This is a genomic window from Rhizobium sp. Pop5, from assembly GCF_024721175.1.
Lineage (GTDB): Bacteria > Pseudomonadota > Alphaproteobacteria > Rhizobiales > Rhizobiaceae > Rhizobium.
This window is the reverse complement of the sequence record NZ_CP099399.1, coordinates 517,786-534,336: the sequence shown is the minus strand read 5'-3', so window position 1 is coordinate 534,336 and position 16,551 is coordinate 517,786. Positions and strand designations below refer to the sequence as shown.

The 16,551-nt window shown below is 61.1% G+C and carries 16 protein-coding genes; 7 read left to right on the top strand and 9 right to left on the bottom strand.

The window, feature by feature from the left end; translation table 11 throughout:
* Positions 1 to 3: 3 nt before the first annotated feature.
* A complete protein-coding gene (locus NE852_RS04730; protein WP_008529570.1) occupies positions 4 to 855 on the bottom strand; it encodes a LysR family transcriptional regulator in 852 nt (283 codons plus the stop codon).
* 147 nt (positions 856 to 1,002) lie between these two features.
* Between NE852_RS04730 and NE852_RS04725 the strand changes: the two genes are divergently transcribed.
* Positions 1,003 to 2,007 (top strand): zinc-dependent alcohol dehydrogenase family protein, encoded by a 1,005-nt coding sequence (locus NE852_RS04725; RefSeq protein ID WP_008529571.1) that lies wholly within the window; start codon positions 1,003 to 1,005, stop codon positions 2,005 to 2,007.
* Between the two features lie 3 nt (positions 2,008 to 2,010).
* Here the strand turns inward: NE852_RS04725 and NE852_RS04720 are convergent, their stop codons facing one another.
* A complete protein-coding gene (locus NE852_RS04720; RefSeq protein WP_258156237.1) occupies positions 2,011 to 3,168 on the bottom strand; it encodes an adenosylhomocysteinase in 1,158 nt (385 codons plus the stop codon).
* A 96-nt stretch (positions 3,169 to 3,264) separates the two neighbouring features.
* Entirely contained in the window at positions 3,265 to 4,143 is an 879-nt protein-coding gene (locus NE852_RS04715) for a LysR substrate-binding domain-containing protein (RefSeq protein ID WP_008529573.1), read from the bottom strand.
* A gap of 263 nt (positions 4,144 to 4,406) precedes the next feature.
* On the opposite strand from NE852_RS04715, the gene NE852_RS04710 reads away from it, so the two are divergent.
* From NE852_RS04710 to NE852_RS04690, 5 genes are all read left to right on the top strand, one after another.
* Complete coding sequence (locus NE852_RS04710) at positions 4,407 to 4,937, top strand: NUDIX hydrolase (RefSeq protein ID WP_008529575.1); 531 nt, start codon at positions 4,407 to 4,409, stop codon at positions 4,935 to 4,937.
* Between the two features lie 63 nt (positions 4,938 to 5,000).
* Positions 5,001 to 6,497 carry an inorganic phosphate transporter gene (locus NE852_RS04705; protein WP_008529577.1) on the top strand — a complete coding sequence of 499 codons (1,497 nt, stop codon included), beginning with the start codon at positions 5,001 to 5,003 and terminating at the stop codon, positions 6,495 to 6,497.
* Positions 6,498 to 6,600: 103 nt separating this feature from the next.
* On the top strand, positions 6,601 to 7,338 hold the full coding sequence (locus tag NE852_RS04700) for a 16S rRNA (uracil(1498)-N(3))-methyltransferase (RefSeq protein WP_008529578.1): 738 nt from the start codon (positions 6,601 to 6,603) through the stop codon (positions 7,336 to 7,338).
* A gap of 148 nt (positions 7,339 to 7,486) precedes the next feature.
* Complete coding sequence (locus NE852_RS04695; protein WP_008529579.1) at positions 7,487 to 8,860, top strand: glutamate--cysteine ligase; 1,374 nt, start codon at positions 7,487 to 7,489, stop codon at positions 8,858 to 8,860.
* A 155-nt stretch (positions 8,861 to 9,015) separates the two neighbouring features.
* Positions 9,016 to 9,882, top strand: a complete 867-nt coding sequence (locus NE852_RS04690; protein ID WP_258156236.1) for a DUF937 domain-containing protein — start codon at positions 9,016 to 9,018, stop codon at positions 9,880 to 9,882.
* An 88-nt stretch (positions 9,883 to 9,970) separates the two neighbouring features.
* Here the strand turns inward: NE852_RS04690 and NE852_RS04685 are convergent, their stop codons facing one another.
* Positions 9,971 to 10,273, bottom strand: coding sequence for a DUF1127 domain-containing protein (locus NE852_RS04685; protein ID WP_008529589.1), 303 nt, complete (start codon positions 10,271 to 10,273; stop codon positions 9,971 to 9,973).
* Between the two features lie 204 nt (positions 10,274 to 10,477).
* Between NE852_RS04685 and NE852_RS04680 the strand changes: the two genes are divergently transcribed.
* Complete coding sequence (locus NE852_RS04680; protein ID WP_258156235.1) at positions 10,478 to 11,434, top strand: LysR substrate-binding domain-containing protein; 957 nt, start codon at positions 10,478 to 10,480, stop codon at positions 11,432 to 11,434.
* A gap of 6 nt (positions 11,435 to 11,440) precedes the next feature.
* Here NE852_RS04680 and NE852_RS04675 read toward each other — a convergent pair whose 3' ends face one another.
* The 5 genes from NE852_RS04675 to NE852_RS04655 all read right to left on the bottom strand — a co-directional run bounded on the left by NE852_RS04675 (position 11,441) and on the right by NE852_RS04655 (position 16,358).
* A complete protein-coding gene (locus NE852_RS04675) occupies positions 11,441 to 12,085 on the bottom strand; it encodes a TetR family transcriptional regulator (RefSeq protein WP_258156234.1) in 645 nt (214 codons plus the stop codon).
* A 331-nt stretch (positions 12,086 to 12,416) separates the two neighbouring features.
* Positions 12,417 to 12,833, bottom strand: coding sequence for an MAPEG family protein (locus NE852_RS04670; RefSeq protein WP_008529596.1), 417 nt, complete (start codon positions 12,831 to 12,833; stop codon positions 12,417 to 12,419).
* A 106-nt stretch (positions 12,834 to 12,939) separates the two neighbouring features.
* A complete protein-coding gene (locus tag NE852_RS04665) occupies positions 12,940 to 13,494 on the bottom strand; it encodes a hypothetical protein (RefSeq protein ID WP_008529598.1) in 555 nt (184 codons plus the stop codon).
* Positions 13,495 to 13,496: 2 nt separating this feature from the next.
* Entirely contained in the window at positions 13,497 to 14,981 is a 1,485-nt protein-coding gene (guaB, locus tag NE852_RS04660; protein WP_258156233.1) for an IMP dehydrogenase, read from the bottom strand.
* 384 nt (positions 14,982 to 15,365) lie between these two features.
* Positions 15,366 to 16,358: an MBL fold metallo-hydrolase gene (locus tag NE852_RS04655; RefSeq protein WP_008529603.1), complete on the bottom strand. Its 993-nt coding sequence runs from the start codon at positions 16,356 to 16,358 to the stop codon at positions 15,366 to 15,368.
* Positions 16,359 to 16,551: the final 193 nt, after the last annotated feature.

The following is a 16,551-nucleotide window of genomic DNA, read 5'->3' as shown; positions in this document are numbered from 1 at the left end:
GATTCAGTGCGCCAGCCTCTCGATGACGAGATCCAGCAGGGCTCGCAGCCGCGCTAGGCGCTTCATATCGCGGTGATAGCCGACCCAGGTGTCCCGGCCGGGCGGCGCTTCGCCGAGATCGACCAGTTCGATGGCCGCAAGGGAATCGCCGAGTGGCCGCGGCAGGACGGCAAGTCCGGCTCCGCTGGCGCAGAGCGTGGCCTGCACATCGCGGTTGTTGCTGCGCATGACGATTTCGGCCTGTGGCAGCATGCGTTTCAACCAGCCGACATCCGGGATGTCGCCGAAAGCCTCATCCATGGTGACGAGACGGGCTCCGGCTCCGCCACCCGCCCGCGGATGCGGCGCGCGGCGGCTGATATAAAGGCCGTATTCGATATGGATGAGCTTGCGCGATATGACTTCCGTCTCCGTGAAGGGCGCGATGCGAAAGACGAGATCGGCTTCGCGCCGCGACAGGCTGAGAAGTCGGCTGTCAGTCAATAGTTCGACCACGACCTTCGGATAGGTCAGCGAGAATTCCGCCAGCACTGGCGAAAGCACATGCGCGCCAAACCAGTCGGATGAGGACAGCCTGAGGAACCCATCGAGCTGACGACTGCCGCCGGCAAGCGCGCGCTCCATAGCCAGCGCTTCCTCCTCGATACGCTCGGCGGCGGCAAGCACGGACGCACCTTCGTCGGTCAGCACAAAGCCATCGGCGGTCCGCTGAAAAAGCGTCTGTCCGAGAGAGACCTCGAGGGCGCGCAAGCGCCGGCCCATCGTCGGCTGCGTCAGGCCCAGGCTGCGCGCCGCGGCCCCCAACGTGCCGAAGCGCGCGATCGCCAGAAACAGTTTCAGGTCACTCCATTCCATCGTCGTATCTTCCAAACAAAAATGCATGGATTTCAGTTATTATCTTTTGTTTTCATTCGAAATTCAATGAACCATCTTTCTTTCAGGACAAACGATCATTGCAGGCGCTCCATAACAGGCGCGGCAATGCGAACATTGGAGAGTTCCATGTCTGCACAATCAACGATGAAAGCGCTGCTGGCGGAATCGCCGAAATCGCTACTGCGCATCGCCGATATTGCCAAGCCGGTGCCTGGCGAGGGCCAGATCCTGGTGCGCAACAGGGCAAGCGGCATCAATCCGCTCGATACCAAGATCCGGGCCGGCAAAGCCGCCCATGCCCGTCATCCCCTTCCCGCCATTCTCGGCATCGATATGGCGGGTGTTGTCGAAGAAATCGGAATAGGCGTCAGCGGCTTCCGACGCGGCGACGAGGTCTACGGCATGACCGGAGGGGTCGGCGGCATTCAGGGATCGCTTGCAGAATTCGCTGCCGTCGATGCAGCATTGCTTGCGCCAAAGCCGCACAATCTTTCGATGCGCGAGGCAGCCGCCCTGCCGCTGATCTCAATCACCGCATGGGAAGGGCTGGTCGATCGCGCCCTGGTCAAGGCCGGCCAAAAGGTTCTCGTGCTCGGCGGCGGCGGTGTCGGCCATATCGTCGCGCAGATCGCCAAGGCTGCCGGCGCCGAGGTCTATGTCGTCGATGGCGCCTCGAAGGCAGCTTATCTCAGCAGTCTGGGTGCTGCGCCGATCGATCATGCGGCGGAAACGGTGGAGGCCTATGTCGGCAGATATACCGGCGGCAAGGGTTTCGACCTGGTCTATGACACGATCGGCGGGCAAGGGCTCGACACGGCGTTTCAGGCCGTCAAACGGTTCGGCCACGTCGTAAGCTGCCTCGGCTGGGGAAACCATGCACTGGCCCCACTTTCCTTCAAGGCCGCGAGCTATTCCGGCGTCTTCACGCTGTTGCCGCTCCTGACCGGCGAGGGACGCGTCCATCACGGCGAAATCATGCGGGAGATGACGAAACTTATCGAAGCTGGCAAGGTGATGCCGAAGCTCGACCCGCGCCGCTTCACCCTTGCCGATGTCGACACGGCGCATCAACTGCTCGAAAATCGGCAGGCAGATGGGAAGCTCGTCGTCGAGGTTGAATCTAAGGACTAGAAATTAACGCGCCAGATCGAGATAGGCACTCGCCACCATCGCATCGATATCTCTTGGCACAGGCACAATGCAGGAATCGGCGCCGGCCTCGCCTCTGGCGACACGTTCCAGGCAGCGGGCCTGGAGCGTGAAACCGAGATCCATCGATTCGGCCGTATTGCCGAGCGGCCGCGGGCCGGCGAGATTGGCCATGTGACCCCCGCCGAGCACGTGGAAGGAGCTGTTGTCCTTGAGGTGGAAAGTCTCGATATGATCGGCCTCGTAGCGGTCGAGGCCGGTGACATCGGGATGGCGGCGGAAGGCCTCCATATCAATTTCGTGGGGGAAATGGCCGCCATTCATCAGGATCGCGCCGTCCTTGATGAGCGGCAGGTCGGCGGCCGTCACGATACCGGCGAAACCGGTGACGGTGACGATGATATCGGCCGAACGGATCGCCTCGTCGCGCAGCGGTGTGACAAAACCGTCGAGATGGGCTTCGAGCGTCGTCACCGGATCGATATCGACGACGCTGACGGTGGAGAAGGCGTTGCGGAAACAGGCTGCCGTGCCCTTGCCGCAGGCGCCGTAACCGAACACCGTCACCCGCTTGCCGTTGGTGGATCGGTTGGTGAATCGCAGGTAGCTTTCGAACAGGCTCTGGCCGACGGCATGCCTGTTTTCGGCAAACTGCTTGATCGGGCTGTCATTGATGACGAGGATCGGCATGTTCAGGCGCTCGCGCAGCGGCAACAGCCGGGTGCGGCCCGAGGTGGTTTCCTCGGTGCCGCCGCGGAGATTGGCATACGGCTTTTCCGCCGCGATGGCGAAGAGATCGCCGCCATTGTCGAGCAGCAGGTCCGGCTTTTCGGCAAGGACTGCTTCGAGGCTTTGATGATGAGCGGCAGGATCGGTCGTCTGCGTGGCGAAGACCGTGATGCCCTGCGAGCGCAGGAACTCCACTGTCGACGGCTGGGTGCTGTTGAGATTGCCGGTGCAGACGAGGCGTGCGCCGCCGGCGCGCAAAGTCATCAGCAGCGCCACGGTCTTCGGTTCAAGATGGATGCCGGTTCCGATCGATAGGCCCTCGAAGGGACATGTGCGCTCGAATTCGGCCGCCGTCGCCTTAAGCAGCCGACAGCTGCCGCCGATCCAGTCGATGCGGGTCGTGGTCTTTTCCATCAAATATTCCCTATTTGCGTATGGTTCTGTTTTAGCGGAGCAACAGGGCTGCGAATATGGAAGTAATTCTGGCGAAGGAGCAGAAAAACTGCCGTTTCAGGCCGCTGTCCCGCAACGAAGCAGCCAGCCGGACAGAGCCACAAAGGCCGGCCGTTTCGCATCCAGCGTGCGGCAGCAGAGGCTGTAGCCTAACGGCCGGGAGATGAAGCCGTAGGGCGCGACCAGATCTCCGCGTTCAAGATCGCCTCCGATCGAGGCGCGTGGCGCAAGAGCGATGCCGAGCCCCGAGCGGGCAGCAGCCAGCGCCAACAGCAGATCCTCGAATTCCTGGATGCGGGAAAAGACGACGGGCGGCGTGCCGCTTTCGGCGAACCATTCGTCCCAGAGCTTCGGAACGCTGCGGCTGGCGAGCATCGTCAGCGCGCCCATCTCCTTAGGGGCCTTGGATAGCGTCGCGGCAAGAGCCGGCGTCGCGACCGGGCCGAACTCGTCCTCCATGAAACGCAGGGCGGTGATGCCGGCGGCCGGCCTGTATTCGCCGCCCATAATTACAGCGTCCAAATCTGGGTGCATTTGCAGCGGCTCGACCACGGTCATTGGCACGATATCGACCGTCATATCGCCGAGGCTTGCCTGCATATCCGCGACGCGCGGCATCAGCCACCAGACCGCGAAAGCCGAGGGCACGCCGAGCCGGATGCGGCCGGGCACGGTGCCTTCAAGCTCCAAAGCGGCACGCTGCAGGATGTCAAAAGCCGCGCCTGCGGCGGCGGCGAAAGCGCTGGCCTGCACGGTCGGGACCAGCTTGCGGCCGTCACGCGCAAAGAGCTTGCGGCCGACGTGATTCTCCAGCGTGGCGATCTGCTGGCGCACGGCGCCGCGCACCACATTCAGCTCTTCGGCAGCCTTCAAAATGCTGCCATGACGGCAGACGGCTTCGAAGGCGCGGATGGCATTGAGCGGGGGAAGACGCATGGCTACCACATTCAAAAAACACGGTGGATCACTTGATCTTGCCATTGAACGAAAGGCAAGGTCACGCCATATTGTACAGCTGTGCAACGTGACGCATTCGAAACAGGATGTGACGGATTTTCCAAGCCCGCCCCGGCTTGATTACCCTATCACATCGATCAAATCGCGTTTCTGGATCGTCTGCGGCTTTGGATTGCGTAAGCTTTTCGTGATACACGTATATGAGTGATTCCTAACGACCACTTTTAAAGGTGACCCGATAATTGACTCTTCTCGCCCGCCTGGCATCCGATGTGCAACTGATGTTTCGGCGGCCGCCGCGACAGCAATATGGTGCGGTCTGCTACCGGGTAAAGAAGAAGAGCGGTGAAATCGAGGTTCTCCTTATGACGAGTCGCGACACCGGCCGCTGGGTCATTCCCAAGGGTTGGCCGATGAACGGGAAGTGTGCTCATGAGGTCGCCATGCAGGAAGCTCTCGAGGAAGCCGGCGTCCGCGGCACGATCGAGACGGAAACGCTTGGCGCTTACAGTTATCCGAAACTATTGCGCGACGGGGTGCAGGTGATCTGCAAGGTGCAGGTCTATGCGCTTGAAGTCACCGGCATGGCGAAGAACTTCAAGGAAAAGGGCGAGCGCACCATCGAATGGGTCTCACTCGATGAGGCAGCCAGCCGTGTGCGCGAACCAGAGCTTCGCGGCCTCCTTCTTGCCTTCAAGCGAAAGATGGTCGACCGGCTTTCGGCCAAGGCGGCGAAAGAAATTCCGGCGGCAAAGCAAATTTCAGCGAAATGAATCCTGCCATCTTGCACTGCTAGAAAAGCAGCGTAGAAGCAGATTCATTCCCTGGGATATAGAATGCCGCCACGTCCCGCAGTTCTCACGAAACGCACGCTCGACAAAGATCTCGAGAAGCTCACTCGTGCCGAGGACGTGACGAAACATGTCTTGCGACCGCTGGTAGCGCCCGGTCTCGGGCTGATTTTCGTCGGTCTCGCCATGCTCTTTGCCGGCGTCTACGTGTTCGACCGGCCGGGAGCAGTGCTTGTCGTCGCGGCGGCCGCCCTTGCCGGCTACATGGCGATGAATATCGGCGCCAATGACGTGACCAACAATGTCGGCGCGGCCGTCGGCGCGCGCGCCATGACGATGGGTCAGGCGCTCGTCATGGCCGCGATTTTCGAGGTTTTGGGCGCCACGGTCGCCGGCGGCGATGTGGTCAAGACGATTTCCTCCGACATCGTCGACACGGTCCAGGTGCCGCAGGTCGAGCTCGGCTGGATCATGATGGCGGCGCTGATGGCAGCGGCGCTGTGGATCAACCTCGCCACCTGGATGAACGCGCCGGTTTCCACCACGCATGCGATCGTCGGTGCGGTGATCGGCGCCGGCATTGGTGCTGTCGGGCCGGAACCGGTGAACTGGCGCGTTATGCTGGAAATCACCGCGAGTTGGATTACGTCGCCGCTGATCGGCGGGCTGATCGCCGCGGGCCTTCTCTATTTCGTCAAGACCCTCATCGTCTATCGCGACGACAAGATTGCAGCGGCGCGACACTGGGTTCCGGTTCTGGTCGGAGTGATGGCCGGCGGCTTCATGGCTTATATGGTGCTGCAACTGTCACCCCACGGCCGGTTTTCCTCTTTCACGATCATCCTCGTCGGGATCGGCATCGGCCTGGTGAGCTGGCTTGTCGCCCGCCCGCTCGTCCTTGCCCAAGCGCGAGATCTCGAAAACCGCAACAGCTCGCTACGCCCCCTGTTCCGTCTGCCGCTGATCGGCTCCGCGGCACTGCTTTCCTTCGCGCATGGCGCAAACGACGTTTCGAATGCAGTCGGTCCGCTTTCGGCGATCGTGCATTCGGTCGGTATCGGCGGCGACGCCGTCGGTCATCCGCCGCTCTGGGTGATGCTGATCGGCGCCTTCGGCATCTCCGTCGGCCTGCTGCTTTTCGGGCCGCGCCTCATTCGCCTGGTCGGCGAGGAGATCACCAAGCTCAATCCGATGCGCGCTTATTGCGTCGCGCTATCGACCGCCTTCACCGTCATCGTCGCCTCCTGGCTCGGCCTGCCGGTCAGCACGACCCATATCGCCGTCGGCTCCGTCTTCGGCGTCGGCTTCTTCCGCGAGTGGTATACCCGCCATTCCAAGCGACGCATCGCCTATATCAGGCGCAAGGCCGAGAGCTTTGATATCGACGAACCGGAAGAGCCCAATATCCACGAGACGCGGCGGCGTTATCTGGTGCGCCGCTCGCATTTCATGACGATCGTCGCCGCCTGGATCGTCACTGTGCCGGTTTCAGGAGTGCTTGCGGCGATGATTTATTGGGTTATGTTCGCGCTCTTCGTCTAAAGCGCGTCGTGCCGCGCTTTAGGTCTCTATTTTCCAGCATGCCTTTCTCGCAAAACCGCTGCACACTTTTGCGAGACATGCTTCAAGGCCCCGAGTTTTTCGAATGCGCGCCAATTTCCGCATGCAACGGCTTTTCGTCGACGCCCCGCTTTCCAGCGGCGCCGCCGTGGAGGCGAATGCCGATCAGTTCAACTATCTCGCCAATGTGCTGAGGCTGGAGGACGGCGCTGAGATCCTGCTCTTCAACGGCCGCGACGGCGAGTGGAAGGCGACCCTTTCGTTCCCCACGCGCAAGCGCATCCAGCTGACGGCAACCGAGCAGACACGGCCACAGCCGGCACCTTGCGATCTGCATTATCTCTTCGCGCCGCTCAAGGTCGGCCGCCTGGATTATCTCGTGCAGAAGGCGGTCGAAATGGGCGCGGGCCTGCTGCAGCCGGTTATGACCCAGCATGTGCAGGGCAAGATCACCAATCTCGACAAGCTGCGCGCCAATGTCGTCGAGGCGGCGGAGCAATGCGGCGTTCTCGGCATTCCTGAGGTAGCCGAGCCGATGAAGCTTTCCGACCTGCTCGACCGCTGGCCGAGCGAGCGGCGCATCATCTATTGCGACGAGGGCGATGCCGGCCAAAACCCGCTACCGGTGTTGTCTGCAATCCAGGAAAGGCATCTTGCTCTGCTCGTCGGGCCGGAGGGCGGCTTTTCGGAGGAAGAACGGGCGCGGCTTCGAAGCCTCGATTTCGTCACCGCCATTCCGCTCGGACCACGCATCCTGAGAGCCGATACGGCGGCCGTCGCGGCGCTCGCGGTGGTCCAGGCGGCGATCGGCGACTGGACGTGAATGAGAAATCGGGTTGACACGGAAATCGCTGTTAATTTTTTGATGCGTCGTTGAAACAATTTCACTTGCAACAGACGTGGCTTGGGTCCTAATCACCTTCCAATTGCCCGGCCCCCTTGGGCGCCTCTTTTAAATACAGGTACCCCGCATGGCCCGCGACACCACCGACCAGACGCCGCTCTCTTCGGTCCAGGAATTGACCGACTATCTCGCCGCGGGCAACAAGCCGAGCGAGCGCTTCCGGATCGGCACCGAACACGAGAAATTCGCCTTCTTCCGCGCCGACAACAGCCCGGTTCCCTATTTCGGCGATGCCAGCATTTCGGCCCTGCTGACCGGCCTGCAGAAGAAATGCGGCTGGGAACCGATCATGGACGGCGGCAACATCATCGGCCTGGCCGAACAGAGCGGCATGGGCGCGATCTCGATCGAGCCCGGCGGCCAGTTTGAACTCTCCGGCGCGCCGCTGGAGACGATCCACGAGACCTGCAAGGAATCGAACCAGCATCTGGCGACACTGCGCGAAATCGCCGAGCCGATGGGCATCCGCTTCCTCGGCATCGGCGGCAGTCCGAAATGGACCTATGCGGAAACGCCGCAGATGCCGAAATCACGCTACGAGATCATGACCCGCTATATGCCGAAGGTCGGCACCAAGGGTCTCGACATGATGTACCGCACCTGCACGATCCAGGTGAACCTCGACTTCTCCTCGGAAGCCGATATGCGCAAGAAAATGCGCGTCTCGATGAAGCTGCAATCGCTGGCGACCGCTCTCTTTGCATCCTCGCCCTTCACCGAGGGCAAGCCGAACGGGCTGCTCTCCTGGCGCGGCGATATCTGGCGCGATGTCGACAACCGGCGCGCCGGCCTGCTCGATTTCACTTTCCGCGACGATTTCGGCTTCCACGACTATACCGAATGGGCGCTCGACGTGCCGATGTATTTCATCGTCCGCGACGGCCACTACCATGACTGTACGCATGTCACCTTCCGCCAGTTCATGAACGGCGCCTTGAAGGGCGAGGTTGCCGATCCGGCGCCGACGATGGGCGATTGGACGAACCATCTTTCCACGCTCTTCCCCGACGTGCGGCTAAAGCGTTTCCTCGAAATGCGCGGCGCCGACGGTGGGCCGTGGCGGCGCATCTGCGCGCTTCCGGCCTTCTGGGTCGGGTTGCTCTACGAGGATGCCGCGCTCGAGGCCGCCGACAACTTGACGAAGGACTGGAGCTTTGCCGAGGTCGGCGCGTTGCGCAATGCCGTTCCCGCGGAGGGATTGAAGGCTGAGTTTCGCGGGCATCCGCTCTTCGACCTGGCGCGCGAGGTGGTCGGCATATCAAGGGCCGGCCTCAAGGCGCGAGGCAAGCTTAACAAGGAGGGCCAGGACGAGAGCATCTTCCTGGCGCCGCTTGAGGAAGTACTCGCCAAAAAGGCGACGCTCGCCGAGGATCTGCTGGCTCTCTACAATGGCCGCTGGAAGGGCTCCGTCGAGCCGGTCTTCGAGGACTATCAGTACTGAACCTGCCCCAGGTTCCTCTTGCACATGCGAGGGAAATATCGGTGCGCAATTTTGCCGGAATCGCTTTAAGCTCTTCTGGCAAAAAGCCGTTTGCGTATTACCATTTCCGGATATAGTGACGTTACACGCGTCACGACTCGGGGAAAGGGACTTCCATGCTGCCACTCTTCGACATGATGATGCAGGCGCAGAACGGCGCGGCGTTGGAGGCGGTCGCCCGCCAATACAACCTGGCGCAGGAACAGGCGACGAAGGCGATGGCAGCGCTGATGCCCGCCTTTTCCGCCGGCCTGAAACGCAGCACGAGCAATCCTTATGATTTCGTCGGGCTGATGCAGGCTGTGGCCTCCGGCAACTATGCGCGATATTTCGAGGATATGAGCCGGGCCTTCACGCCGGAGGGCATTTCGGACGGCAACAATATCCTTGCCCAGCTTTTCGGCTCGAAGGAGGTCTCGCGCGCGGTCGCCGCCCAGGCCGCGCAGATGACCGGCATCGGCCAGGACATCTACAAGCAGATGCTGCCGGTGCTCGCCGATACGCTGATGGGCGGGCTCTTCAAGCAGACGACCGGCCAGATGGCCTCCCCCGTCAATCCCTTCGTCAACACGGCGATGGGCGAAACGATCCAGAAATGGCTTGAGAGTACCGGCTTTGCGCCGAAGCCGAAGGCAGCCCCAGAGCCCAGCATCTTCGACAATCCCTTCACCCAGGCGATGCAGCTGATGTTTTCGGTACCGAAGCCGGAACCGACGCCTCAGCCGAACCCCTTCCTCGACAACCCCTTTGCCAAGGCCTTCCAGGAAATGATGGCAGGCCTCGGTCAGCAGCCGGCGGCCCAGCAACCGGTATCGAAGCCGCCGGAGGCGCCGAAGGAAGAGGCGAAGGTCAATGCCGACAGCTACGCCCAGATGCTGAACGCCATGTTCGACAGCGGGCTCGAAGTACAGAAGAGCTACCAGAAGAGCCTGGAAGCGATCTTCGAAACCTACCGGCCGAAGCCGCCTGAAACCAAGGCATAAAAAAACCCGGAGATGGCTTGGGAAAAGCCGATCACCGGGTCAAGAGGCAGGGCTATTGGCTATCACCCTGCGGGGAAACTCGATGCCCCTAATCCTCGTAGGGGCTGAAGAGCGATGAGAGACGCCAGCGATTGCGCGCCGAGCGCGTCAGATGTTCCGACGGGTCCTCGAAAAAGGTCGACGCCAGGAACGCGGAGGTGAGATCGGCCCGGGTAAGGCCGATATCCCTCAGTTGCGTGTCGCTCAGATCATGCAGCCTATTGATCTCCATACGATTGCGGAACACGCGAAAGATGGAGGCCAGCGGCATGAGGGCTGCCACCAGACGCTGGGTAAACGTCGGCGTAAGCTTGCCGCAGTCGAGTTCTATTGTTCGGTCTGTCGTGTGCATCGAACTCTCCTTTCTTTCGGGCACGCAACAACCCACCCCTCCCGCGAGGTCGTGCGGGAAGGAGCAAGGCTGAATTCGGCTCGGACAGGCAGGGTGTCTGTCCTTCACTTTGCTTGATTTGCATCCCGAAGATGCCTAAGACCTATTGATCAGTCCAACGAATGTTTCTAATGATTATCATCAGCTATCTTTATGGGTGAAGCCATGTCCGCGCCTCTTGATCTCGACCAGTTGCAGACTTTCATCGCCATCGTCGATTCCGGCAGCTTCACCAAGGCCGCCGACAAGGTCTACAAGACCCAATCGGCCGTCTCCATGCAGATGCGCCGCCTCGAGGAACGCATCGGCAAGCAGCTGTTCATCAAGGACGGGCGCGGCAACCGCCTGACGGTCGAGGGCGAGAAGCTGCTCAATTACGCCCGGCGCATTATCCGCCTCAACAACGAGGCGATCGCCGCCTTCGACGACAATAGGCTGGAGGGGACGCTGCGCATCGGTACGCCCGATGACTACGCCGACCGCTACATGCCCGAAATCATCGGACGCTTCGCCAAGACGCATCCGAATGTCGAACTCTACATCGTCTGCGAGCCTTCGGTGGATCTTGCCGAGCGCATGCACAAGGGCGAGCTCGATATCGCTCTCGTTACCCATAACCCGCGCGAGCGCATGTCGGATGTGGTGAGAACCGAGCCGCTCTGCTGGGTCGGGTCGGCCAACCATCCGATCCGCGACGACGCGCCCGTGCCGCTCGCCGTCGGCCGGCGCGATTGCCAATGGCGCCAGCTCGCCTGTTCGGCGCTCGACGCGGTCGGCCGCGAACACCAGATCCTGTTCACCAGCTGGTCCTGCACCGTCGTTGCCGCCGCCGTGCTCGCCGGCATGGCGGTTTCGGTGATGCCGGAATCGGCGTTGCGGACGGGTATGAAGGTGCTGAGCCAGGCGGACGGCTTCCCGGCGCTGCCGCCGGTGCAGATCGGCATCATGAAGCGGCCGGGCGTTTCGATTTCGCTCATGAATGCGATCACCGCCCACATCACCGCCTGCCTCGACAACATTACCCCTGCCGTCGTCGACGACAATCTGGAGGCAGACGTCAAATCCGCCCAGGCGCGGCTTTACCCGCGGCTGAAGGCCGCCAACATGGTGCCGAGCTGGTAAGGGTTTTCAGGCGGCAGCATTCTGGCCGGTCACGGCGAAAAGGGAACCGCGGATGACGCGCTTCCACTCGTCGAGCATGCGCCGCGCCAAGGTCTCTTCGCTGACGGCGGCAAGCCGGATGACGGCGCCGATCAGGTGGCTGAACAGGTAGGTGCGCGCGTACATTTCTTCGTCGCAAAGGTCGGGCGCCAGGCCGCGAACGGCGTCATGGAAAATGCCGGCGACACGACCGCTATGCTCGATGTTCAGCTGTAGCAGATCCTGATCCATCTCCGTGCCCATCCAGACGCCGAGATAGACAGGATCGTTACGGTAGGATTCGTAGTACCAGTCGATCACGGCGCAGACGCGGTCGAGCGCCTGATCGAGCGATCGCACATCGTCAAACATCGCCGCCGTCTTCGCCTGGATCGCCGAGGCGTGCTGGTCGAACAGGGCTTTGACGATCGCAGCCTTCTCCGGGAAATATTGATAGACCGAACCGATCGGCACCTTGGCGGCGACGGCGAGCTCCGTCATCCGCATGGCGCTGACGCCTTTTTTAGCGATGATCCTGGCGGCGGCGGCGAGAATGAGGTCCAGCCTCTGGATGCTGCGCTCCTGCTTCGGCTTTCTGCGCAGGCCTATGCGATCCATGCTTTCGGCGCCCATATCGTTCCCATTCTTATCATTTTTTTTCGCGACGAAAGCGATCTGCCACCGGCGCATCGAGCCGATATGACATGCAGGTCTTCATCAGCCGTAAATGGAAACACTCGCATTTTAACGATCGGCTAAAGCGTATGAAATCGTACCTTCAAAGCATATCCTGCTAATTGATCCAGTATCTGACAGACCTGAAATAGTTGTAATACTCCTCAAAGAAGAAAAGGGTGCTGAAGTCGCGACTGCCGAGTGGCGCCACCAAAGCGCCAGGTCACACGCTTCGCGGTAATACCTTGAATTTGTCCACAGCTACGGACGATGAGACTTCGCGATAGCGTCAGCTCATCGCCATCCAACCGGCAAGCCACACCCACATGGCGGCAAGCACGAGGTAGCCGGCACCAAAGATGGGGCTGCGGTAGCGCATGTCGTTGCTGGTAACGTGGACTGCGGCATGGGCATAACGCAAGGCGACGAAGAGCCAGGCGAGACCGAGGGCGACGACATTATCGGCCTCGGTCACATAGAGAAGAACGCAGCAGGCGTAGAAAAGCACAGGCAGTTCGAACTGGTTGGCGAGGCAGTTCTTGACGACCAGGCTTTCGGCCGGCTCGTCGCGATTTTCACGATAATCCGATTTCGCGATGCGGCCGGCGCGGACCATTTTTGCGCGCCGCATGCCAAGAAGAGCATAAAGACCATAGACCAGGGCCACATGGGCAACGAGTGGCCAGAAAATTTGAAAGTCGGTCATATGGCCGCGTCCCTTTCCACTTTTGCAGTCGCGGCGAGCAGTAGCCGAAACGGCAACCGGATACTAGCGCGGCGTGAGAGCGCAGAGGCAGGCGAGGAGGATGCCGTTAGTCTTCGCGCGGACGGAGCCAGCGGGCGATGGCAAGCCGGGCGATGACGATGAAGCAGATGGCGAGGCTTGCGAATTTCAGCCGGGTCATCCACGGCAGCAAATGCGTTGCAAGAGCGGCCGACGTGCTATCGCCGAAGGCAATAAGGCTCGATATGTTCTCGCCATAGTCGGCGATGCCGTAGATGAAAGGCAGCAGGTAGACCGCCTTGGCGACGAGCGGGTGCAGCGAGCGGCCGAACCATGAGCCGACAGGACCAAGCTTGACGAAGGCGAGAAACAGCAGGGCTGTCAGCAATGCCGGAAAGATGAGCTCCGGCCCGAAATACATGGCGCGCAGCAGCTTCGTCGCCGTCTCGTTTTCATCGAGCAGCTTCTGCATGTGGAAGACGGCCGATTCGTCGTAACCGGCGAAATAGGTGTCGAGCACCGCCTGTCCGGTTTCGTGCTTGAACGGAACGACAAAGCCGAAGGTCGTCCAGGCGAGTACGGCAAGACAAAGGGCTGCGAGCAGCGCGACGACCCAAAGGGGTATCCCGCTGCCCACCTTCATGGTCAGAGGCCGGCGCCCGGATAGTTCGGGCTTTCGCGGGTGATCGTGACGTCATGTGCATGGCTTTCGCGAAGGCCGGCGCCCGAGATGCGCACGAAGGTGGCCCGCTCCTGGAAATCCTTCAGGTCCTTGCCGCCGACATAACCCATGGCGGCCTTGAGGCCGCCCGCGAGCTGATGGACGACGGCCGAGACCGGTCCCTTGTACGGCACCTGGCCTTCGATGCCTTCCGGCACGAGCTTCAGCGTGTCGCGCACCTCCGCCTGGAAATAGCGGTCGGCCGAGCCGCGGGCCATAGCGCCGACGGAGCCCATACCGCGATAGGCCTTGAAGGAACGGCCCTGGTAGAGATAGACCTCGCCCGGGCTCTCGTCGGTGCCGGCCAGCAGCGAGCCGATCATGACGGCCGAGGCGCCGGCGGCGATCGCCTTGGCAAGGTCGCCGGAGAATTTGATGCCGCCATCGGCGATGACGGGCACGCCCTGATCCTGCGCGGCCTGGACCGCAGACATGATGGCCGCGAGCTGGGGAACGCCGACGCCGGCGACGATGCGCGTCGTGCAGATCGAACCCGGGCCGATGCCGACCTTGACGGCATCCGCACCGGCATCGATCAACGCCCTGGTGCCGTCATAGGTGGCGACGTTGCCGGCCATGATCCTGACCGAGTTGGAAAGCTTCTTGACGCGGGTGACGGCATCGAGAACGCGCTGCGAATGGCCATGGGCAGTATCGACGACCAGAAGGTCGACGCCGGCCTCGATCAGGCGCTCGGCGCGTTCGAAGCCGTCATCGCCGACGCTGATGGCGGCGGCGGCGCGAAGCCGTCCCTGCGCATCCTTGGAAGCGTTCGGGTTCAGCTGCGACTTCTCGATATCCTTGACGGTGATGAGGCCGACGCAGCGCCCTTCCGGATCGACCACCAGCAGCTTTTCGATACGGTGCGAATGCAGGAGGCGCTTGGCTTCCTGCTGATCGACGCTCTCCTTGACGGTGACCAGATTATCCTTGGTCATCAGTTCGTGGATCTTCTGCTCCGGATCGGAAGCAAAACGGACGTCGCGGTTGGTGAGAATACCGACAAGGCGGCCGGACTTTTCGACGACGGGAATGCCCGAGATACCGTGCGATTTCATCAGGGCGAGCGCTTCGGCGAGCTTTGCCTCAGGGCCAATGGTAACCGGATTGACGACCATGCCGCTTTCGAACTTCTTCACCTGGCGGACCTCTTCGGCCTGCTCGACCGGCGTCAGGTTGCGGTGGATGACGCCGAGGCCGCCGGCCTGGGCCATGGCGATCGCCAGCCGGCTTTCGGTGACGGTATCCATGGCCGAAGAGAGAATCGGGATGTTGAGATCGAAATCTTTGGCGATGCGGGTGGAGATGTTCGTCTGGCCGGGCATGACCTCGGAATGTCCGGGCTGCAACAGCACGTCGTCGAAGGTAAGCGCGTCCGCGCCGGTTGCCGTTTCAATGATGCGTGCCATGGCCAAATTCCTTCATGTAAGAAAATGCAAACCCGGTCCGGAAACGAATCGTCCGCCCCGGCGGTGTGCATGAGTTGCTTGGAAGTTGGCGAGGGCTGGTAACACGTCTATGACAGGAAGGAAATAGCAAAAAGCCCGGCAGGTGCGCCGGGCTCGTCATGGGTGCCATGCGTCTACTGCATCGGGGCGAAAATCGGAGTCGATTTCGGAAAGCACGATGCGAGGATTGACAGTGTTACAGCGTCCTTTGCGCGTCTGATAAGACACACGGCGCGGTAAAGCGTATCGCGTCCAACTTGGTTCATGCAATGCGCTTTGGGTCTCTGTTTTTACGCATGTCGTTATCCCGAAACCGCAGCACACTTCCGGGCGACATGCGACAGCTCAGATGTCGAACTGATAGGTCTTCGGCACGAAGCGATAGCCACCTTCTTGCCTCTCTATGAAGCCGACCGCCGGAAACGGCATGTGGTAGCCTAGAAAAGCGATCTTGTCGGTGGCGATCATGTCGAAAACCTTGCGGCGCGTCGCCGCCGCCTGCGCCTTGTCCATATCAAAACGGACCTCCCAGTCCGGACGCAGCAGCGACAGGACATAGTGGTTGGCCGTATCGCCTGTTACCATGAGGCGCTTTCCCTCCGATTCGACATGGAACACCATATGCCCGGGGCTGTGACCGGCTGCCAGCATTGCCGTGATGCCGGGCGCGACACTCTCCCCATCCTTGATGAAGGTGGCTTTTTCGACGAGCGGCGCGACATTGGCAAGCACAGCCTTGTGACCCGCCTCGGCGGGCGTGCCCTCTCGCCTCTTGTCCGACCAGAAATCATATTCGGCCTGGCCGATGGCATAGCGGGCATTTCTGAAGGCAGGCGCACCGTTTTCCATCAAGCCGCCGATATGATCGCCATGCAGGTGGGTCAGCGCCACGATGGTGACGTCGTCGGCCGAATATCCGGCGGCTTTCAGACCCTCAATGAGTTTTCCAGTGCCGCGGGGACGGCCGTTCTCGCCGAAGCCGGTATCGACGAGAATGACATCCGAGCCGGTATCGATGAGGGCCGGCGCATAGCCGTTCGCAAGCTTGTCAGACGGCAGGAAGCTTGCGGCCAGCAGCGCCTTGACCGTTTCAGGATCCTGATTGGTGCCGTAGGTTTCATAGGGTTTTTCGGAGACGTTGATGCCGTCGCGCACGACGGTAAATTTATAGGAACCGAGCTTGAACTGATTGATCTCTGGCAAATGCGTCACATTCATATTTCTACGTTCTCCAGTCGCGGCCGCTTCGGCCTTATCTCTCAAAATTGCCGGCGCCACCAACAGTCCGAGGCCTGCGGCAAAAAGCGTGCGCCGCTTCATTCTGGTCGAGCTCGCCATATATCTCTTCTCCCATGACAGCGGATATATCGCCCCGAGGCTCCAATGACCTCTGCCTCGGATTTCCTAACCAGGCAGAGTCAACATAAGCCAATTTTGGCAGGCGACGTTGTCGGACAAGCCGTCTCACGCAGACGTGAAGCGAACGTGGCGTCGAAGCGGATTTGAGCATTGGCAGGGCACTGAAGTGGGG